The organism is Gracilibacillus kekensis (genome assembly GCF_900143085.1).
In the GTDB taxonomy this organism is placed as follows: domain Bacteria; phylum Bacillota; class Bacilli; order Bacillales; family Amphibacillaceae; genus Gracilibacillus; species Gracilibacillus kekensis.
The window spans coordinates 250,872-272,283 of the sequence record NZ_FRCZ01000006.1 but is presented as its reverse complement, the minus strand read 5'-3'; the positions used below and the strand labels follow the sequence as shown (position 1 = coordinate 272,283).

The window sequence follows — 21,412 nt, the reverse complement described above, 5'->3', positions numbered from 1 at the left end:
ATATAAAGTTTTCTTAATATTCCTTCATTTTACTCGAAATTTTTTAATATTTTTTTGATTTTTCTATTTACAATTTCCCTATTCATTGTGTAAGATAAGGGTAAGATTTTTTGGAAAGTTTATTGCAAGATACGGCAGTTCATATAAGGGAAGGCAAATGGTGCGCCACCAGTCATTTTCACTGGTTCTAATGGGTTCGATTCCCATCCCGAATTTTTGTTAAAACTTGATAAAGTGAGACTTCAATCAACAGGATTGCAAGTGAAACTTATCAGGAAATTATCGTGATAAAAATTCGAGGGTGGGAAAGAACAAAGTGACGCACTGTCTCTGTCTTTTTTTCACCCTCCCATCAACAAGGAGGGATTTTTTATGCTAAAAAAAAGAGACGTCCAAGATGCTCCGGTGTTATTTGATTTAATGTCTGATCCTGAAGTATTTCCATACGTGAGACACAAGGTAAACACAAGTGACGAATTCTATTTTTTAACGAAACAAACGATCGAAGCAGAAGAAAACGGTGAATTGATTTCCCGTACCATCGTTGACGAACAATACAACCCAATTGGTACCATCAATTTATTTGATATAGAAAATAATGCTGGCTTTCTGGCAACGTGGATTGGCAAACCGTATTTTGGCAAGGGGTATAATAAGTTAGCAAAGGACGCCTTTTTTGAGGAGTTATTTTACCAACATGACATTGATGCTGTTTTCATAAAAATCAGACGCGCAAATGTTCGCTCTTTAAAAGCAATTTTGAAAATCCCTTTTGTCATGTATGGTAATGAAAGCTATCCTGAAGTATTTAATAAAATCAATGATTCACAACTCGTCGCTGTTTATGATTTATATGTGATTACAAAAGAAAACTATTTCTCCCATACGCAGACTTCTGCCGAGGGAGAAGAAGCTATATAATGTCCAACATTTATCCACAATTCTTATCCACAGCTCTGTGCATATTGTGCATAAGAGTTGTGGATCTTGTTTTGATAAGTTCCGCTATTCACTGTTATTTTTAGCGCTTTTCTGTGGATAATGTGGATAAACTCTGAAACACATGTTGACAGGGAATGTTTCTGTTGATAAAGCTGTGAATATGTTAATATATTTACAGGAGGCATGTTTTATGTTTTTAGCGAAATTATTTTGTGATCACTGTGAGAAAAAATAGAATTTAATGAAGAATATTTTTTTAAAAGTAAGCTTCAAGATGGATTAGTTATTACTAATGTGAAAAAATATTATAAGGAGTATGGCACAATTTATTGCCATTCTTGCATAAAGAAAATAGACTTGCGCTCTAGTTAACAAGAAAGCTTCAGGAAGAGAGCGGAGGAATGTATATGCCAAAAATACTGAAGATAATCATGCAGATCAGTGTATTATTTATTTTTTACTATATCGGTAAAACCATCCAGGAACTGTTTTCATTGTTTATTCCCGGTAGCATCATTGGTATGCTACTATTTTTTGGATTATTAACTGCTAGATGGATTCGAGTTGAGTGGGTAGAAGATGGCATCGATTTATTAATAAAAGATATGCCGATATTTTTTGTTCCAGTCACAGTAGGAGTGGTTCAGTATTTAGACTTCTTTATTGGAAAAGGGAGTTTAATGATACCCTTAATCATCCTGAGCACCTTTCTGGTGATCTTAAGTGGTAGTCTGATTACCTCATTACTAGTGAAGAAAGATGGTCATACATATGAATGATTTCCTTTTAGGTAGCGTTTTTCTCATTGTAACCATTGGTCTTTTCTTTGCCAGTAAACAAATATATCGACTTCTGCCAAACCCTTTTACATTACCAATCTTTCTCACATCGAGCTTACTTATAATTTTATTATTTATTGTCGACATACCTTACCAATCCTATATGCTTGGTGGACAATGGATTGATCTATTCCTTGGACCAATTGTCGTAGCATTAGCTTTACCTCTATATCGACAATTGGATTTAATTAAAAGGTATGCACGTACAATCTTTATTGGAATATTTGCAGGATCCACTGTAGGTGTAGTAACAGGATTAATTGGAGCTAAAATACTGGGATTCGATCAATCGCTTATCAAATCTGTTGCAGCTAAATCTGTAACAACTCCTGTTTCTCTCAGCATTACAGAAACAGCTGGTGGAAACTTATCTTTCGCAGCCGTTTTTGTAATGATTGCAGGAATTAGTGGTGCAATGTTTGGGCCATGGATCGTTCGGATTTGCAGAATTGAGCATCCTGTCGCAAGAGGACTCGGGATTGGAACGGCTTCACATGCAATTGGCACAGCAAAAGCGTTGGAATTAGGACAATTAGAAGGTGCTGTGAGTGCTTTATCAATGACCATAAGTGCTGTAATCGTATCTTTTTTAGTTCCATTCTTTTTAATGATCTTTTAAAGTCATCCTCTTGACGGGATAACTCTCTCTGTTGACGGGATACTTTCTTCTCTTCACGGGATAAGTCGACTTATCCTGTGAAGAGAGTAATATATCCCGTTAAGCGGACTACTTATCCCGTCTACAGCATTACTTATCCCGTGAAGAATGCCTTCTTCTTCTGCTTCATTTGCCCACGATATATTTACACGCGTCCCCCCCTTTTGCTATACATTCTACTCTCTTCACTTGCTCAGTATTGAGCACAGATTTAAATAAGTCGAGCTCACCTTCACATGGCTTATCATATTTATTTGCAATTTCTGCAATGGGACAATTGTACTGCGAAAACGATAATCTAGTGTCATCTTCTTCTTGAAGTTCGGACATATATCCACCTTCACGTTGAATTTGGACAAGCGCATGCACTTTTTCTGATATGTTATCCTCTGGATAAATACGTCTGCTATATTTTTTGTGTAATCGTTCTTCCCTTTTTTCAAACAATTGTAAGATTGCTTCTTTGCCCATTGTTTGCTCAATATCGGATAAAAAATCCACCACAAGTACATCATAACTTTTAGGGAATTCATTTTCACCCGCTCTTGTTAATGAATAATAAATTACAGGTCTCCCCATTGGTTGACGCACTGTTTTAGCAGTAATTAATTTATCGCCTTCTAGTTTGACTAAATGCTTTCTAACTGCCATTTCTGTAATATCTAAATAGGAAGTTATTCCATTTACAGAGAGTGCTTGATTCTTCTTTAAAAGTTCTAATATCTCATTTCGTGTAGATTGTTGTTTAATCATTTTGTCACACCACCTTTATTAAAATACGTATCTATTGACAAATTCGGATTATGTCGTTATTTTAAAGGATGATTCTCTTTTTGTCTGTGATTTACGTCATACAGACATAGATGGAAGGTGATTAAATGGGAATCGTTGTTGTAGAAATTTGTGATAGCAATTTAATGAACACATTTGATATAGAGGCTACTATTGAATCAGAGTACCCAGAGGTAGCTGTTTTAATAAATGATTGTTTGAATTTTTGTGGATTGTGTCGATTAAAACCATATGCGCTTGTTAATAATCGACGTATTCACGGGAAAACACCTGAAGAAACATTAGAAAAAATAAGAAAAGCGATAGAAGAGGAATTAGCTTTCTTCGAACAATAAGGTTCCGTTTTGACGGAACCTTTTTTTATGAAAAGGTCGAAAAAAAAAGAAGCCTGAGCAGCAAATCTCACTCAGACTACTGAAAAATCGAGGATAATTCGATATATCTTTTATCTAAACCTTGAGCCACGGCTTCATGAACAACTTTTCCTTGATACGTATTTAGTCCTTTAGCAAATGAAGGGTTCTTTAAAATCATTTCTTTTAATCCCAAATTTGCCAATCGTAGTACATAGGGTGCCGTAACATTTGTCAGTGCATATGTTGCTGTTTTAGAAACTGCTCCAGGTATATTAGCTACTGCATAATGGTTGACACCGTGTTTAATATAAACTGGGTCTTCGTGTGTTGTAATCCGGTCAATCGTTTCAATCGAACCACCTTGGTCAACCGCAACATCTGCAATAACTGAGCCTGCCTCCATTGTTTTTACCATGTCTTCTGTTACCAATTTTGGTGCTTTTGCGCCAGGAATTAATACTGCTCCAATTAGCAGGTCTGCTTTTTTAGCTTGCTCTGCAATATTATATTGATTAGAAGCCAATGTTCTTATTTTACCAGAGAATAAATCCTCTAACTGTCTCAACCGTTCAATATTTATATCTAGTAATGTAACATTTGCACCTAAGCCGATTGCCATTTTAGCTGCATTTGTTCCGACAATCCCGCCACCAATAATCACGACATTTGCGGGTGCTACACCGGGAACTCCACTAACAAGAACGCCTTTACCTCCATGCGTCTTTTCCAAAAAGTGAACGCCTGCCTGTACTGACATTCGTCCTGCAATTTCACTCATAGGTGTCAGCAATGGTAAACCGCCATTTTTTAATTGAATGGTTTCATATGCTATTGCCGTTGTTTTGTTTTCTAATAATGCATCTGCTACATCACTTTCTGCAGCTAAGTGCAGATACGTAAAAAGCATTAAGTCTTTTCTGAAAAAACGAAACTCTGAGACTTGGGGTTCTTTGACTTTAACTACAAGTTCCTGTGACCAGGCCTGCTCTGCCTCAGCTACAATAGTTGCTCCAGCTTCTTGGTATAATCGATCCTCAATTCCACTCCCGATACCTGCACCTTGCTCTATCTTCACTTCATGACCTGCTTGCGTTAACGCCATTACTCCAGCCGGTGTCATCGCCACCCGGTTTTCATTACTTTTGACTTCCTTAGGTACACCAATCTTCATTATCCCACCTACCTTCTCTTTGCTAGTATGGTATGAAAATATCTTATTATTCGTTTTCCCTTTTTTAGATGGATACAATACAATTTAACAAAAAAAATTAATATAGATCTGATATTGTCGTAGACTGTAACGTTTTTTTCATATCTTTTTCAGCTTGCGACAGTACATGTTGAATATTTTGACCGACATGACGTGATTTATCATCATTTAAGGTAGATGGAAGTGAAAATTTAAATAAAGGACGATCAACCTCAATCGCACTGAATACATCATATACCGTAATATCTTTAGCACCCTTTGATAGCCGTATGCCTCCACCTGCTCCTTCTTTTGTAGTTATAAGACCAAAGCGATTTAGCGATTGTAGTATTTTCACAACCGTAGGATTTGGGATGTTTATTTGCTCTGATAATTGTCGTGCCGAAACATACTCTGTGACACCCTCATCTATTTTGACAGCAGTATAAACAACAATAGATAAGGCATGGGAAAAAGCTGTAGAATAACTCATTTTATCTCCTCTTTCAAAAATCTCATAATTAATCATGAAATGCCTCATTAACTAATTTCACTTTATATTTACTATATCAATAGCTTTATGAAAGTCAATCTAAAAAACAGTTGACTTATTTATAAACTAAATATATATTATATATAGTTTATAAATAAGGAGTGATAATGATGAAAGTATTCGTAACAGGTGGGACTGGTTTCTTAGGAAATCATTTAGTAAAGAAATTGTTAAAGGAAGGCTATGAGGTAAAAACGCTGGTGCGCTCCATCTCGAAAGCAAAGGAAATATTGGGCTCAACTGACGCCATATTTGTACAGGGAGATATGGCCAATGTGGACGCCTTTGCAGATGAACTTAGGGATTGTGAGCTTCTTTTTCACACGGCAGCATATTTCAGGGAATCCTTCTTATATGGCTCTCATTGGGAAGAATTAGAAAGGATTAATATAACGAATACGCTCAAGCTTTTTGAATATGCCAAAAAATATAACATTCAGCGCATTTTTCATACTAGTAGTAATAATACGATTCAAAAAAGAAAAGATAATAAACCAAGCACTGAATTGGATGTAAAGAAACTGGAACATGCAAAAACACTTTATGCAAAAAGTAAAATTATCGGTGACAGGCTTATTACAGACTTTAGTAAGCAACATTCCATACCTGTCATTACTTTCCTACCTGGTTGGATGATGGGACCAGTCGATGCAGGCCCAACAACCGGTGGAAGATATATTCTTGATTATCTCAATAAACAAATACCCGGTAATGTGAACGGCAGCATCGATATCGTTGATGTAAGAGATGTTGCAGATGCAATAGTATCAGCAGTTACCAAAGTGAAGCAGACGGATCGCTTCCTTGTTACAGGTAACCATTTCCACTTAAGAGAATTATCCAAGCATTTAGAAAAAGCATCAGGAATCCCTTCTCCTAAGCTCACGATCCCTAAACCCGTTGCCTTTACCCTTGCATGGCTGATTGACAGGATGGCAGCTATCACAAAAAAAGAAATGTCTATCTCAGTAAATGGTGTCCATGAAGTGAGTGAAGGCAGAGTGTGCAGCAATGCTAAAGCAATCCATGAATTAGCCATTACTTTTCGCCCACTCCATGTTACACTTCATGACTCAGTTAATTGGTATAAGGAACATCGAAGTGAACTGCTCACCGTACCCATTTCACCACAGCCAGAGAAACAATCATCATAGTTTTACTTTGGCTTTATACATTTTCAAAATTCATCATCAAAAAACCGCAGCCATCTTCGGTTACGGTTTTTTGATGGAGCATAGCAGGATCGAACCGCTGACCCTCGCGCTGCCAGCACGATGCTAAATCTATCAAAAGTTGATAATAAAGACCACCTTAGTTATAATTGAAAAAAAACCATAAATTTACTAATATATCCAATATTGATTTTCAGGAAATTCCTGAAAACTAAAGATTTTTAATTAACTACTATGTTTTATAGACGAGGAGGCCTAGTATTCCTATGAGAATAACCCCCTACATAAGTTTTGATGGTAAGTGTGAAGAAGCGTTTCTTGAATATCAACGAATCTTCGGTGGAAAGATAGTCACGATGTTAAAGTATAGGGATTCCCCTATGGTAAAAGAGGTAGATCCAGATTCACATAATCGAATCATACACGCTTCACTTCAAATTAATGATTTTATCCTTGCTGGAGCAGATACATTACATGGAAACTATAAGAAGCCTCAAGGTGTTTTTGTTATATTAAATTTCCCTGAGCAACTAACTGCAAAAAAGGTTTTCGATTCATTATCTGATGGTGGAGAAGTGCTTTTGCCGTTTGAAGAAACCTTTTGGTCCACAGGTTATGGTATATTAGTCGATCGATTTGGCGTTCCTTGGAAAATAAATTGCGATTAATCACCAATCTCCAATAGCGGAATATATACTAGCCCATGGAGATCGACCACCATGCGCATATAGCGAAAGCGACATTACAATATTGTGGTGTCGCTTTCGCTTCCAGTTGTATCAAAGAGGGATACATCTAATTGTCCTTCCCTCAATGAGACTTCCTATTAGATGCAGATTCAATCGCTTCCTGTCCGTGGGATGAATATTCCAGGGGTTCAATCCCTACTACTGTTAAATGCAAAAGACCGATCCTTTCGGAACGGTCTTTTGCATTAATGGAGCATAGCGGGCTCGAACCGCTGACCCTCGCGCTGCCAGCACGATGCTCTCCCAGCTGAGCTAATGCCCCTTATATGTATCTATTATAGTAGAAAAAGAGTTCAAATGCACGAACTCTTAATCTGCCATTTCTTTTGTCTTGAGAATAAAATTGGAAGCAATCAATAATCCAACAGATAGAATAATTGTAATAGAAACTGCTCCCCACAGGGCGTTTGGAACAGAATTTTCCATTAACATTTTTGTTATATGTCCACTAATACTATTAGGAAACCATGGCATCCGATAAGAAAATATTTGATTGATTGCCGACATTGCCATAATTGTGACAACAGTCAATGTTAAAACAAGTCCAGGTACTTTCACAATTGTATTATAAAAAATAGTTAAGCTAATAACGAAAATTAGCCAAATCAAATAGAAAAAGAATAAACTAAAAAATTGCCCTGCTGTTATCTGACCGAATAACAAATCGACATAATACCAGCTTGCTAACATACCGATCAAATAGGAAGTGAAAACTAATAACAATTTTTCCGCCCATTTAGCGGATATGTAGGTGAAATAACTAACTGGTTTCACTAAAATAAGTTCTGCTACACCGCTCTTCCTCTCGCCAGCAATAACTGACATTGAAATGGCCACAATTACGAGTACTCCGAGCATACTCAGTTCAGTTAAACTCATCATAATTGCTTGAGATGGAACTACTTCCGGAGGCTCTAGCACCGTTCCTTCAGGCATTCCTCCTACTGATTCCAATATTTGTGGTAAGTAATACGTCGATATCGGATCCATAATACAAATAACGATAAAGACAAGAGGCACCCAAATCCACTTATAATTTCGCCAATCTTCTAGTATTTCCTTTTTAAATATTGTGATCCATTGCATTAGTTTTTCACCACTTTCATAAAAAGATCCTCTAACGTCGTTCTACTTAATTCGAATTTAACAAGTGGCCAATCCGTTGCAATCGCTTCTTTTAAAATTTCCCTTCTGGCTGTTTCGATATCCTCAACAATGACATGGATTTCCCCTTTTTCTAAAAAGGTTTCCTGAATGCATTCCAATTGCTTCAGTCTTTCTTGATATGTAGTAGTATCTCCTTGGAATGCTAACTCGAATTTAGCTGTCTGATGCTTATGTCTTAGAGATTCAATTGAGCCTGCTTCTACAATTTCTCCATGATGCATTACTAACAAATCATCACTAATTTCTTCAGCATCTCCTAATATATGTGTAGAAAAGAGAATCGTGGTTTGTTGTTTTAACTCTTCCATTAAGGTTAATACTTCTCGCCTTCCAAGTGGGTCTAACGAGGAAACAGGTTCATCTAACATTAACAGCTGCGGGCTATGAATCATGGCCTGTGCAATCCCTAATCGTTGCTTCATACCGCCTGAGTATTTTCCAATACGCTGATTTCTTGCTTCAAATATAGCCACTTTCTCGAGTAATTGGTCTGCTTTCTCTATTGCATCTTTTTTTGATAAATGGGCTAGTTGACCAACATACACCAGAAATTCCTTGCCAGTCATCCACGGATGAAAAATGGGATATTGCGGCAGGTAACCTATATACTGTCGAATATCTTCACCTTTTGTGGCACCTTCAAAATGAATCGAACCATCTGTCGGCTTCAAAAGCCCTGAAAGCATCCTTAAAGTAGTTGTTTTGCCCGCCCCATTTGGTCCGAGCAAGGCAACACATTTCCCTTTTTCAAGAGTGAAATTTAAACCCTTGACAACTTGATCACCTTTGAATGCTTTTATTAAATTTTGGACCTCAATAACTGCCATTTAGTATTGCCTCCTTCCGATAATAAAAAATAAAATAGGTCCGATAAATCCAATAAAAATTACAATCACTGCCCACATAGCTTTCGGTCCATTCGTCTGTTCTGCTTTAATTAAGGATATAAGTGCAATAATCATTAACAAAAATTGAACCAAAATAAGCGGAGCAACAATTGGTAGCGAATTTAAAATTTCACCCATCTTCTCTCACCTCCTCATATAGTATGTTTACGTTTACCAAAGTAAATAGTTTCAATATTTTATATTTTGATATGTTTCTACTCTGTTTCTCCCATTACTTTTTGCTTGATAGAGAGCGTTGTCCGCTTGTTCCAGCAATAATTCTGTTGATTGATTCTGATACTTGGCAATACCAAAGCTAGCAGTTATATTGGGGATATCGTCAAACTCAAAATTCGCTATTTTCTTTCGAATTTGTTCAACTAATGAATGAGCTCCTTTTTCTCTTCGTGTAACTATTATGAATTCTTCACCTCCCCACCTGCCAATTATGTCATCTTCACCTAACTGAGAGGCCGTAATTTCGGTGATCTTTTTCAGTACTTCATCTCCAGTCGGATGACCATACGTATCATTCACAGCTTTGAAATGGTCTATATCAAATAATACAACATAAAAATCCTTTTTCTTTTGAATGCTTTCATCTAACCATAAATAAACTTTTCGTCTGTTAGCTACTCCAGTTAAGGGATCAAAATAAGCTAATTTTTCTATCATTTCTTTTTCAGCATAGTAGGTGATAACCCGGCGAACAAAATAGATAAGAATAATATAAACTAAAATGGACAGATAATATTGGAGTAGTCTTTCTGTACCTTTATCTGAGATCGATGACCAATAGTCGAATCCAATATATACCATAATCGACCATAAAACCAATGCATAATAAATACCTATTTTTCTTGGTAAAGCAATAAAGATAAATACTAAAATGAGTGGCGTCCAATAAGTAGAGCTACCGGTATGTGAGTAACCTTTGACGATCATATCCAGTGTAATAATAGAATGAAATTTAATAATATGAAGGATGGTTACAACAGAAAGGTTTAAGTATTCCACTATTTTTAATGTATTAGGGAAAAATAGTAAAAGAAATGAGAGAGAAAAAACCACCACAAATACACTTAACATCCATATGTTAAAGGGATTGGAACGTGATGAAAAAATGAGTCCTATAACACTCGCAATTGTAATAACAGGTAAGATAAATAAATACATATGACGTTTGAGTGTTTCATATCGATTCATGTTAAGTCCCCTCTGTTGTGAAATGATCATTACTAATATTATTATATCAAAACAACAAAGAGCCACCTAATAGAGTATTTCAGAAATATTTTGTAATTAAAAAAATCAAAACGATTCGAAGAGACTTCGATATCGTTTTGACTTAATTACGCTTCTTCCACTTTAGTTTCTTTCAATCGGTAAGGTGCAACACCTAAATGAACCTCCAGATTTAATAATTTCTGAAAATTCTACTTCGATCACTTTAAAGCCTTTTTGGGATAGATGACGATTGGTTTTTTTGTTTTCTGGCAGTGAAATAACTTTTTTATCGCCTATAGAAAATACATTGGTTCCTAATGTAAACTGCTCACGGTCCGCTACTTCAATTAAATCGTAACGCTCATGAAGTTTTTCAGCATCTTCTTTTTTAAAAGCCGGGCTATAGATTAAACCAACCTCATCACTCACCAAATTGAAGGCACAGTCTAAATGAAGAATATCTTCGCGTATGGGAACCTCCACCACATCTTTGTTAGGAAGGTGCTGTTGTAATGCAGATATTGCTCTGCTGGTGGTTCGTTGACTATTTCCTACCCACACCTTATCTTCCGCAACAATTACATCTCCTCCCTCAATTGAACGAGTTTTTAGAGCTTGATATGTAATAGCCTGTTGATCTAGTACTTGAGTTAGTACATCAATTTCAGGCTTACGGATATTTCGTCCCATTTCAGCGGTATACAGCGTATCCCCAATAGTAAAACCAATATCTCTTGTAAAGACTTGTTCGTTTAATTTTGGATCTGTAAACAATTCGATAACTTCGACTTCATGTTTTTTGAGTGTATCTACAAAATGCTGATGCTGCTTTGTCGCAATTTTAATATCAATATTGTCATTCTCATAAAACTTTTGTGTTTCATTAATCACTTTTTTTATTTCCATATATGTTGGCGGACACACAATAACTTTCTTTAGGCTGTCATATTCATTTTGTTGATAAATCATTTTAGTCCCCCTTTTAGATTTATTATACCAATCTCTTGTCAATAAATTCTTTTTGAAAAAAAAGTGTGTAACATATTCTTACAGCTTAGTTTTACCCTTTTTCTATTGATGTTAATCTAAAGCTATCTTAAAAAACGATTTAGGAGGTATTCCATTGAATCGGAGACATAGGAAAAATCCAAATTTTTTCACTTGTGTCATTTTAACATTTAAATTAATGTTCCAGTAATCAAAAAGACATACTTGTCATATGATAAAGCAATATCTTATATAAGCACGGTTGATTCGTTCGATAAACAGTCAACCGTGCTTTTTATTTTATGGCCACTTTAAGATGTTTTATGGCCACTATTGACACTTTTATGGCCACTTTCGGTACTTTTATGGACACTTTTCCACTTTTTACGGCCACTCTCCGATTATGTAAACTAGAAAAACACTAGCTCAATCAGCTAGTGCTTTTCTGCACGACGATATCTTCGTTTTCTAGTACAATTTTTACTCTGCTTAAATTTTCTTCTTCTAAAACAAGGTCTGTAATACCATCCTCGATTTTGTCTTGAATTACGCGACGTAAAGGACGTGCACCAAATCGCGGATCATAACCTTTATCGGCAAGGTATTTCTTTGCATCCTCACTCACTGTTATTTCTAGATCTGATTCTCTTAACTGCTCGGAAAGTTCAGCAACCATTAGATCAACGATTTTTATCAAGTCCTCTTGTTCTAATTCGTTAAATGGAATGATCGCATCGAATCGATTCAAGAATTCTGGTTTAAAATAATCACTTAAGTTTTCTAATGTGGACACAGCTTCATTATTGTCACTGTTAAACCCTACCGTTATATTTTTTATTCCAGTACCGGCATTGCTTGTCATGATAATCACACTGTCCTTAAAGCTTACCGTTCTGCCATGACTGTCTGTTAATTGACCATCCTCCATAATTTGCAGGAACATATGCTGCACATCTGGATGGGCTTTTTCAATTTCATCTAATAAAATCAAGCTGTACGGGTTATGACGAACTTTTTCAGTTAATTGACCTGCTTCTTCATGCCCAACATAACCTGGTGGTGAACCGATAATTTTAGATACGGTGTGTTTTTCCATATACTCACTCATATCAAGACGTATCATCGATTCTTTTGTGCCAAACAGTTCTTCTGCTAATGCTTTGGTTAATTCCGTTTTACCAACACCTGTTGGGCCAACAAATAGGAATGAACCAATTGGACGGTATTTTGATTTTAATCCAGCACGACTACGACGGACTGCTTTTGCTACTTTATCTACTGCTACTTGCTGACCAATTACTTTTTGTCCTAGATTAACAGCTAAATGTTTCATCTTCGATTGCTCGTCAGACTGAATCTTTCTAACAGGGATACCTGTTTTCTCTTCAATAATCAATTGAATATCTTCTACAGTTACCTCCGCTTTTGGTGCCTCATTTGTTTCCTCTAATTTCTTTTCTAACTTAATTTCCTGATGGCGCAGATTGGCAGCTCGTTCATAATCTTCTTTTTCAGCTGCTTCCATCTTTTCTTTAGCAATTTCATCTAAACGTTTTTGTAAGGAATCGTGATCTGTTTCACTCACCTCTAAATTCAGACGGGCACCAGCTTCATCCATTAAATCGATTGCCTTGTCAGGTAAGAAACGATCTTGAATATAACGTTTGGATAATCCTACTGCTGCATGTAGTACTTCATCTGAATACGTTACTTTATGGTATTTTTCATATCGTTCTTTTAAACCTTGTAAAATTTGCTCTGCTTCCTCAAGGGATGGTTCCTTGACCATAATCGGTTGGAAACGACGTTCTAATGCAGCATCTTTTTCAATTTGACGATATTCTTTTAATGTAGTCGCACCGATAAGCTGAAGTTCACCACGGGCAAGAGCTGGTTTCAGAATATTTCCGGCATCCATCTGGGACCCCTCTGCAGTACCTGCACCAACTAGTAAGTGAATTTCATCAACAAAGAGAATCACATTTTGACGTTCTTGCAGTTCTGCTACCAGTTGTTTCATTCGTTCTTCAAATTGACCACGAACACCAGTATTTGCTACAAGTGATGCCACATCTAAGATATAGATTTCTTTATTGAGTAACTTAGATGGGACATTTCCTTCTACGACTTTTAACGCAAGCCCTTCAGCTATTGCTGTTTTACCGACACCTGGTTCCCCGATTAAGACTGGATTGTTTTTATTACGACGATTTAATGTCTCCATTACTCGTTTTACTTCTTTATCTCGTCCAATTACTGGGTCAACTAATCCTGCTCTTGCAGCATCGGAAAGGTTTTTACCTAATTGGTCTAAAAGGCCATTACCTTTACCTTTTTTTGAATTAAACGTTTTTGCTTGTGCTTGATTCGGACCACTTTCTTCTCCTGAGAAGAAACCTTCAAATCCCTGACCATTAAACATATCACCTGATGGTTGTTTCATTTGATTTTTTATATCTTGAAAGCATGTACTACAAACATGTAAAGAGTCTGTTTGATCATTGAATCGAAGGTTTACATTAATAGACGCTTGACGAATTCCACATTGTTGACATTTCATTTGTCATTCCTCCTTCAATTTTAAAAGGCCAATTTGACTTTGACTATATTTGACCTTTCATCTTATTTCCCATTATAGTCTGACCTTTTTTGACTTTCAAGTACTTTGCTTGAAAAATTAAAAAAGGGCGACAAAAAATCCAAACGATTCGAAATAGACCTTGAATCGTTTGGATTGCTATTTAGGAGGATAATACGCGATAACGGATGGTAACTTTGAAACTGTATTAACTAGGTAGCACCCGCTCCGGCTGCCCACTTTCCTTTTACCATGGGATATCCCCATTTAACTAAATTACTGTGAACTAACCGAAATAGTTTATTAAAAGTATATATCGTCTAAAAGGAGATGTGCGCACCTCCCCCAAGTGTCCGATAAAAGAATATATCGCCCAAAAGGAGAAGCACGCACCTCTCCAAGTGTCCGATAAACGAATATATCGCCCAAAAAGAGAAGTGCGCACCTGCCCAAGTGTCCGATAAAAGAATATATCGTCCAAAAGGAGAAGCGCGCACCTGTCCAAGTGTCCGATAAAAGAATATATCGGACAAAAGGAGAAGTCTGCACACAAGTGCAACATCTACCAAATTAAGCATTCGTAGTGTTTTCTAAGCAGTGAGCGGCCTTCACTTATAATTTTTCTACAACTATTTTGACAGGTCGCATTTTGATCTGTTATAAAAATATTTTTTTCACATTGCGGACAGGACCTAATGTTATCTCATACTAGCGTTGTAGAATATCAAATTAGCGTAGGCGTCCACTTCGACTCCTGGGCGATCAGCGCGATCTGAAGATCCACTTTGTAAAGTGATCTTCTTTACAAAGTTAGCTCTAGACGCGCCCCCTGGAAAGGGAAGTGGGCAAGCCGGAGCGATTTTAAGCACAAACTTCATCTCAATATTACCACCCCAATTATTGCTTACTATCCGTATATTGCGCAATAATACAGGCTCTACTTGAAGATGAATTCTATTTTATAATTGCCATATTTTCAAATAACAACACCGAATGGAATCAATACAATTGCAAGGGCTAAAATGACCATCCATAAAATTTCTTTTAGCACATAGATCCCCCTAATCCGCTTTTCTCACATCATACCACAGGAAATCTGGAATGATTGACTTTTGGGACAAAACATTACAAATAATTTACATTTATATGGTGGCCCATAATTTTAGCTAGTGAATTTCTCTGCCCATGCTTTAACGCAATTTTTAACTATGCTACAATAGAAGTAATCCGCAAGTAAAAGGAGTTGTTCTACTATGACAACGATCCAATTAACCAATAATAAAAAAACGTTGACCCTTCACGTACAGCAAATGACCATTTATAAACAAGCAAAAATCATCGAAGCTCTCAGCAAACAAAACCAATGTTATACCATTATCTTTTACAAAAAAAGTTTTATCAATGCAAAAAAAACTACCTCTATACGCCTGCAATCTTTTTTACATCGAGCCCTCATCCATGGTTACACATTTACTTCAGATCACCCATTAACAAAAGCGTTACTCTCTGAGGAAAAAAGTTATAGTCTTTCTACCAATAATCATATGGTCACTAAATTACAAGATAAATTTAATGATACAGAAATGCTCTATGTGCTTGCTATGTTTGATAACTTCCTCGATCAAAAGAAAATTCAGGCTTTATGCAAAAAAACATTTTATCAATATCGCCGGAATGGCCAACTTCTTAAAGCATTTCGCATTTTAATTAACTTTCTCCAAGTTAGACCAAATGACACATTTGCTCGTGACATGCTCCACCATTTTGACTTCCAGAAGTATAAAGATCGATATCAAAAGATCGATCAAATTACCGAAAAATGGTCTGATCCTCTCTACTTAGAAGCCGTCTTTTTTGATCAGAATTTTCCTGAATCGATCATAAAACCACTTTTGCAACAATATCATGTAGAAAACCGAGAATTTGATCAGCTCAGTTTATATGTATTAAAATCTTCCGAGTTGGACGCTGTATCCAACATCCATGAACTTTCACAAAAACGATTATCTAAAAAAGACCAAGCAAAGTTATGGGCACTTTTATTAGAGAAACAACCAGAATCCAAAGAAATGATAAATAAGCTGGTAGAACTTAATGGATGCAAACAACTGTTAATCCATTATCTCAATCATCGTCAGGCTAATATTGATTTAAAGATACTTGAAGAGGCACTAGAGAATATTTCCTCTGAAGATTTAATTGAAAATTATCAACTTTTATTAAAATCATTAACGGAGACTTATAAGAATGACACCGGCCAATTGGAGAAATTATTGCATATTACGATTCGAAAATTACTACATCATCTATCATTACCCGATATTATGGAAGCAATACCGCACACAGAACTACCGATTATTCACAAACTAAAGAAGATGGAACAACTTACAGACAATCCTGATCAACAGTTTGCTTTAGGGGAAATCTATTATGATTTAGAACAATATGATCAAGCGATTGCTTGCTTTGAATGGGAAATGGAATTATCACCCAACAACCCAGCACCAATAAACTATTTATACAAAAGTTATTTAGCCAAAGGGGATAAAACGCAAGCAAATACCTATAAACAATTAATGGTGAATATTCCGTCTTAAGGTTCTTCAATACTCCGCCATAGCGTCATGGCAGCGCAAGAACGATAAGGTTTCCAAGCTTTGTTCCATTCCTCGAGCTCTATTACAGTCGGTTTCTTATCAAGACCTAAATAGAGCTTGAGGGCATTTTGAATCCCTATATCACTAGATGGAAATAAATCGTGTCTGCCTAAGGAGAACATTAACCAATTTTGTGCAGTCCATGCACCTATTCCACGTATCTCTGTTAATTCATTCATCACTTCCTGATCTGTTTTTTGATCAAAAGACGCTAAATCCAGCTCATTAGCGACAATTTTATTCGCTGTATCAATCACATATTCTGCTTTTCGTTTACTAAACTGCATATCTTGTAGTTCATGATAGGGAATATTCGCTACTGTTTCAGGTGTTGGATAAAACCAGACATCTTCCAGTTTTTCTCCGTAAGTGGTAACAAAACGAGCTGTTAATACTTGGGCGAAAGCCATATTTAATTGTTGGTGTATAATTGTTTTCACTAAATTACTAAATGGATCAAATTCTCGAATCAATGGTGTGGCAGGGTAGTTATTAAATAATTGTGCTAATTCTGTTTCAGCAAAAAAGGCTTTCACTTTGATAAGATCTTGATCCCACGCAAAAATGTCTGCGATCCTGTTTAGCAAATAACGTTTTCGGTTGATGTCGTGCCCTTCTACTTTAAATTCCGGATTTTCCGTTGTTCCTATTGCAGTAACTTTGACGATATGCTTTTCATCATCCATTCGTAATGGAACGAATACGAGTCGCTCTTCCATATTTACGTAGTTTAAATCATCCATATCTAATCTAAACAATAAATAATCAAAGTCATACGGAATATGTAACTTTTTTTTCACTTCCCACATTTTTTAAGACTCCTTCCAGAATTCAGAGTTTTCACTCTATTATGATATAATGGGAAAAAATTCACAACGTATAGGGTGATTCGATGAAAAAACAATATTATGCCATTATAGACATTGGCTCCAACACGATGCGTTTAGTAATCTATCTACGGGAACAGGGCGGCAGACTTAAAGAAGTGGAGAACGTAAAAGCTGTTGCCAGACTACGAACCTTTCTAGATGAAGATAATCACTTGAATAAAGCAGGAATCGAACGTCTCGTCACAACATTAAAAAGTTTTCAGGATGTGTTAGAAATATATCCCTTACAGGAAGTTGTTTGTGTAGCTACTGCAACAATCAGACAAGCAACTAACAAAGAGGAAATCGTAATACAGGCAGAAAAAGAAACTGGAATGACGATGCGTATTCTCTCCGACCAGGAAGAAGCGTATTATGGATATCTTGCTGTCGTCAACTCTACGTCGATATCGACTGGCATTACAGTCGATATCGGTGGTGGAAGTACAGAGGTGACCTATTTTAAGGATCGTGAATTACAACATGCTCACAGCTTTCCTTTTGGTGCGCTAACACTAAAAGAATTCTTCACCAAAGAAATACCAACAGATGATGAATTACAGAAACTGCGAATCTATTTAACAAAACATTTTAAAACCTTACCATGGTTATCTGACAAAGAGGTGCCATTGATTGCAATCGGTGGTAGTGCACGAAACCTTGTCCAAATCGACCAAAACTTAAAAGAATACCCCTTAGCCGGCCTGCATCAATACAAAATGTATGACACTGACATAAAAAATGTTAGCAATTATTTAACATCATTAAAGCCAGAAAAGCTATCAAAGGTCGAAGGATTATCGAAAGATCGCGCAGACATTATTATACCCGCAATAGAAGTCTTTCACAGTCTATATCAAATTACACAAGCAGATAGTTTTATCTTAAGTCGAAAAGGGTTAAGAGACGGCGTCTTTTATGAGCAATTATCAAAGGAGACCGGTTCTATCCTTTTTCCTAATGTGTTAGAGGATAGTATCCAAGAATTAATTAATGATTATAACTTGGAACCTAAACAAATCCTTCATGTTCAATATTTGACCAGAAAGCTATTTGATTGTTTGAAGGAAAACGGGCTCATTCACTTAGATAAAAAGGATTGGAATTTATTAAAAAGAGCAAGTTATTTGTGTAATCTCGGTGAATATATTGATGCCGAATCAAGTGCGCAACATACCTTTTATTTGTTGGCCAACCGGACAATTGATGGATTAATGCATAAGGACCGTCTCAGACTAGCTTTAATTGCCTCATACAAAAATAAAACAGTTTTTAAACAATTTATTAAACCTTATAAATCGTGGTTTTTAAAAGATGAACGCAAACGATTACGACACTTAGGAGCATTACTGAAATTCAGTTACTGTTTAGATGCCACAAAGAGACAAGTCATAAAGGACATAACCTGCTCGCACAAGAATAATAAGCTATACCTTACTCTACATTGTGAAGGAGATGCCACGCCAGAAGAATATCAATCAGAAAAACAAAAGAAGCATGTTGAAAAAGCAATAAAGAAAGAAATTGAATTGGATTTCAAATTGTAAAGTTTAACTTTACGTATTTTTTACATTATCTTAACAAAAGAACGTTAATAAAACGTTATGATAGATGATAGATATTGTCTAAAAAGGATGATGATTGATGTCCACCGTTAAACAACAAAAAAATTTAGATTCTCCTACATTTTATAATAATAGAGAGCTTAGTTGGCTCTCTTTTAATAAACGCGTTTTAGAAGAAGCGGATGATCATACAAATCCATTGTTAGAAAGATTGCGATTTCTTGCCATTTTCTCTTCCAACCTTGATGAGTTTTTCATGGTGCGTGTAGCTGGTTTAAAAGACCAAGTCAAGGCTGGTTTTAATCGCCCTGATAATAAATCAGGCTTAACCCCAAAACAACAACTATCCAGAATATCTAACTTCAATCATGAGCTAGTCGAACAACAATATGATTTATATAAAAGTGTTTTACCACTTCTAACCAAAGAAAATATACGAATTTTGAATATGGAAGATTTAAATGTCTCGCAAATAAATCGACTGGAACATTATTTTGATGAAGATATTTTCCCTGTATTAACTCCTATGGCTATTGATGCCTATCGCGCTTTTCCTATGCTTTTAAATAAGTCTTTAAATCTAGCTGTGCAATTAGAAGATATATATGATTTTGACCATGAACAAGTAAAAACTGCAATCGTACAAGTTCCAGCACTATTAGATCGTTTCATTCAAATTGGTGAATCAAGCCATTATGTTTTATTAGAAGATTTAATTCGCTATTTTATTCATAAATTCTTTAAAGGGTATCATGTTTTATCGAGTACGACTTTTCGAATTACTCGTAACGCAGATATGACTATTCATGAGGAAGGGGCGCGGGATCTTTTAAAGGAAATTGAGAAGGAATTAAAGAAAAGAAAATGGGGAGCTGCCGTCCGCTTGGAAGTAGATGCGCGTGAAAATAATACAGAAATGACGGAATTTCTGTTAAATGTTCTGGAAATCCACAGAAAAGATTTATACGTTATTAATGGCCCCTTAGATCTCACCTTTTTAGATGATTTTTATAATCATATTAAAAAAGATAATGAAAACTTGATTTACGAAACCTTAATTCCACAGCCTCCTCAAGATATTCATGAGGATGAAAATGTTTTTGAGGCTGTTAGAAAGCGGGATTTATTCCTGCATCATCCGTACGAATCCTTTGAACCGGTAGTCGATTTGATCCGTGATGCAGCTGATGACCCTAATGTTTTAGCTATTAAACAAACGTTGTATCGTGTTAGTGGTGGCTCACCGATAATTGAAGGTTTAAAACGTGCAGCAGAAAATGGCAAGCAAGTGACGGTTTTGGTCGAGCTAAAGGCAAGATTTGATGAGGAAAATAATGTGCAATGGGCAAAAGAGTTAGAAAAAGCGGGTTGTCACGTTATTTATGGGATGATTTCGTTAAAAACGCATAGCAAAATCACCCTTGTGGTCCGAAAAACAGTGAGTGGAATTGAGCGAATTGTACACCTTGGTACAGGTAATTACAATGATCAGACCGCCAAATTCTACACAGATATGTCCTATCTGACAACGAAACGAAAATTCGGGGTCGATGCTACCAACTTTTTCAACTATTTAAGTGGCTATACTGAAAAGCCGACTTTTCATCATTTATCGATGGCTCCTTTTAATATTCGAAATGATATAATTACTTATATTGAAAGTGAGATTACATTTCACAAACGATATGGAAATGGTCGGATCATTGCAAAAATGAACTCGTTAACAGATAAATTAGTGATTAAGAAGTTCTACGAGGCTTCACAAGCAGGTATTAAGGTGGACCTGGTAGTACGTGGCATTTGTTGTTTACGTCCTGGTATTTCAGGTATTAGTGATAATATTAATGTCAGGAGCATTGTTGGCCGATTTTTGGAACATACTCGCATTTATTATTTTCATTATAATGGAGAAGAAAAAATATTTTTATCTTCTGCTGACTTGATGACGCGTAATATGGTTAAGCGCGTGGAGTTAATGTTCCCCATTTTTGAAGGAAGAATTAAATCAAGAATTCTTTCTATTTTAGAAATAACATTAAGAGATACTGCTAAAATGCGAATTCAAGCACAAGACGGCAGTTATACACATGTTAGACATCAAACCTCTGGCACATTGTGGAACAGTCAGCTTACCTTGTTTGATATGGCATATAACGTTTTAGAAGATGAAGAATAAGCAGCCATAAAATTTTCTGTAATTCCGTTTTTATTGAGAAAAATACGAA

The 21,412-nt window shown here is 36.1% G+C and carries 19 protein-coding genes and 1 tRNA gene; 9 read left to right on the top strand and 11 right to left on the bottom strand.

Features of this window, described 5'->3' with window-relative positions:
• Positions 1–372: 372 nt before the first annotated feature.
• From BUC25_RS15050 to BUC25_RS15040, 3 genes are all read left to right on the top strand, one after another.
• Positions 373–921, top strand: a complete 549-nt coding sequence (locus tag BUC25_RS15050) for a GNAT family N-acetyltransferase (protein WP_073202710.1) — start codon at positions 373–375, stop codon at positions 919–921.
• Between the two features lie 428 nt (positions 922–1,349).
• On the top strand, positions 1,350–1,721 hold the full coding sequence (locus BUC25_RS15045; protein WP_073202709.1) for a CidA/LrgA family protein: 372 nt from the start codon (positions 1,350–1,352) through the stop codon (positions 1,719–1,721).
• Positions 1,714–2,400, top strand: a complete 687-nt coding sequence (locus BUC25_RS15040) for an LrgB family protein (protein WP_073202708.1) — start codon at positions 1,714–1,716, stop codon at positions 2,398–2,400. The genes BUC25_RS15045 and BUC25_RS15040 overlap by 8 nt, the downstream gene beginning before the upstream one ends.
• A gap of 165 nt (positions 2,401–2,565) precedes the next feature.
• Here the strand turns inward: BUC25_RS15040 and BUC25_RS15035 are convergent, their stop codons facing one another.
• On the bottom strand, positions 2,566–3,192 hold the full coding sequence (locus tag BUC25_RS15035; RefSeq protein WP_073202707.1) for a helix-turn-helix transcriptional regulator: 627 nt from the start codon (positions 3,190–3,192) through the stop codon (positions 2,566–2,568).
• Between the two features lie 125 nt (positions 3,193–3,317).
• Here BUC25_RS15035 and BUC25_RS15030 point away from each other — a divergent pair, with 125 nt between their 5' ends.
• Positions 3,318–3,566, top strand: a complete 249-nt coding sequence (locus BUC25_RS15030; protein ID WP_073202706.1) for a YuzB family protein — start codon at positions 3,318–3,320, stop codon at positions 3,564–3,566.
• Between the two features lie 76 nt (positions 3,567–3,642).
• Here the strand turns inward: BUC25_RS15030 and ald are convergent, their stop codons facing one another.
• Together ald and BUC25_RS15020 are read right to left on the bottom strand one after the other, a co-directional pair.
• On the bottom strand, positions 3,643–4,758 hold the full coding sequence (gene ald / locus BUC25_RS15025) for an alanine dehydrogenase (RefSeq protein ID WP_073202705.1): 1,116 nt from the start codon (positions 4,756–4,758) through the stop codon (positions 3,643–3,645).
• Between the two features lie 97 nt (positions 4,759–4,855).
• Entirely contained in the window at positions 4,856–5,269 is a 414-nt protein-coding gene (locus BUC25_RS15020) for an RrF2 family transcriptional regulator (RefSeq protein ID WP_073202753.1), read from the bottom strand.
• A 170-nt stretch (positions 5,270–5,439) separates the two neighbouring features.
• Here BUC25_RS15020 and BUC25_RS15015 point away from each other — a divergent pair, with 170 nt between their 5' ends.
• Positions 5,440–6,483: an NAD-dependent epimerase/dehydratase family protein gene (locus BUC25_RS15015; RefSeq protein ID WP_073202704.1), complete on the top strand. Its 1,044-nt coding sequence runs from the start codon at positions 5,440–5,442 to the stop codon at positions 6,481–6,483.
• 284 nt (positions 6,484–6,767) lie between these two features.
• Positions 6,768–7,169 (top strand): VOC family protein, encoded by a 402-nt coding sequence (locus tag BUC25_RS15010; RefSeq protein WP_073202703.1) that lies wholly within the window; start codon positions 6,768–6,770, stop codon positions 7,167–7,169.
• A gap of 270 nt (positions 7,170–7,439) precedes the next feature.
• Here BUC25_RS15010 and BUC25_RS15005 read toward each other — a convergent pair.
• The 7 genes from BUC25_RS15005 to BUC25_RS14975 all read right to left on the bottom strand — a co-directional run bounded on the left by BUC25_RS15005 (position 7,440) and on the right by BUC25_RS14975 (position 14,078).
• Positions 7,440–7,512: transfer RNA gene (locus BUC25_RS15005), tRNA-Ala, on the bottom strand.
• A gap of 47 nt (positions 7,513–7,559) precedes the next feature.
• Positions 7,560–8,336, bottom strand: a complete 777-nt coding sequence (locus tag BUC25_RS15000; RefSeq protein WP_073202702.1) for an ABC transporter permease — start codon at positions 8,334–8,336, stop codon at positions 7,560–7,562.
• A complete protein-coding gene (locus BUC25_RS14995; RefSeq protein WP_073202701.1) occupies positions 8,336–9,244 on the bottom strand; it encodes an ABC transporter ATP-binding protein in 909 nt (302 codons plus the stop codon). Before BUC25_RS14995 ends, BUC25_RS15000 begins: the two co-directional genes overlap by 1 nt.
• The gene (locus BUC25_RS14990; protein ID WP_073202700.1) at positions 9,245–9,442 is read right to left on the bottom strand and encodes a PLD nuclease N-terminal domain-containing protein; all 198 of its coding nucleotides are present in this window, start codon (positions 9,440–9,442) and stop codon (positions 9,245–9,247) included.
• 51 nt (positions 9,443–9,493) lie between these two features.
• Positions 9,494–10,510 carry a GGDEF domain-containing protein gene (locus BUC25_RS14985; protein ID WP_073202699.1) on the bottom strand — a complete coding sequence of 339 codons (1,017 nt, stop codon included), beginning with the start codon at positions 10,508–10,510 and terminating at the stop codon, positions 9,494–9,496.
• A gap of 162 nt (positions 10,511–10,672) precedes the next feature.
• Positions 10,673–11,500: a dimethylarginine dimethylaminohydrolase family protein gene (locus BUC25_RS14980; protein WP_073202698.1), complete on the bottom strand. Its 828-nt coding sequence runs from the start codon at positions 11,498–11,500 to the stop codon at positions 10,673–10,675.
• A gap of 448 nt (positions 11,501–11,948) precedes the next feature.
• Positions 11,949–14,078 (bottom strand): ATP-dependent Clp protease ATP-binding subunit, encoded by a 2,130-nt coding sequence (locus BUC25_RS14975; protein WP_073202697.1) that lies wholly within the window; start codon positions 14,076–14,078, stop codon positions 11,949–11,951.
• A 1,271-nt stretch (positions 14,079–15,349) separates the two neighbouring features.
• Here BUC25_RS14975 and BUC25_RS14965 point away from each other — a divergent pair.
• Positions 15,350–16,693 carry a tetratricopeptide repeat protein gene (locus BUC25_RS14965; RefSeq protein WP_073202695.1) on the top strand — a complete coding sequence of 448 codons (1,344 nt, stop codon included), beginning with the start codon at positions 15,350–15,352 and terminating at the stop codon, positions 16,691–16,693.
• On the opposite strand, the gene BUC25_RS14960 is transcribed toward BUC25_RS14965, so the two are convergent.
• The gene (locus BUC25_RS14960; protein WP_073202694.1) at positions 16,690–17,562 is read right to left on the bottom strand and encodes a DNA-3-methyladenine glycosylase family protein; all 873 of its coding nucleotides are present in this window, start codon (positions 17,560–17,562) and stop codon (positions 16,690–16,692) included. The two genes, BUC25_RS14965 and BUC25_RS14960, sit on opposite strands and share 4 nt — an antisense overlap.
• 83 nt (positions 17,563–17,645) lie before the next feature.
• Between BUC25_RS14960 and ppx the strand changes: the two genes are divergently transcribed.
• A complete protein-coding gene (gene ppx / locus BUC25_RS14955; RefSeq protein ID WP_073202693.1) occupies positions 17,646–19,169 on the top strand; it encodes an exopolyphosphatase in 1,524 nt (507 codons plus the stop codon).
• 97 nt (positions 19,170–19,266) lie between these two features.
• Entirely contained in the window at positions 19,267–21,363 is a 2,097-nt protein-coding gene (locus BUC25_RS14950) for an RNA degradosome polyphosphate kinase (protein WP_073202692.1), read from the top strand.
• Positions 21,364–21,412: the final 49 nt, after the last annotated feature.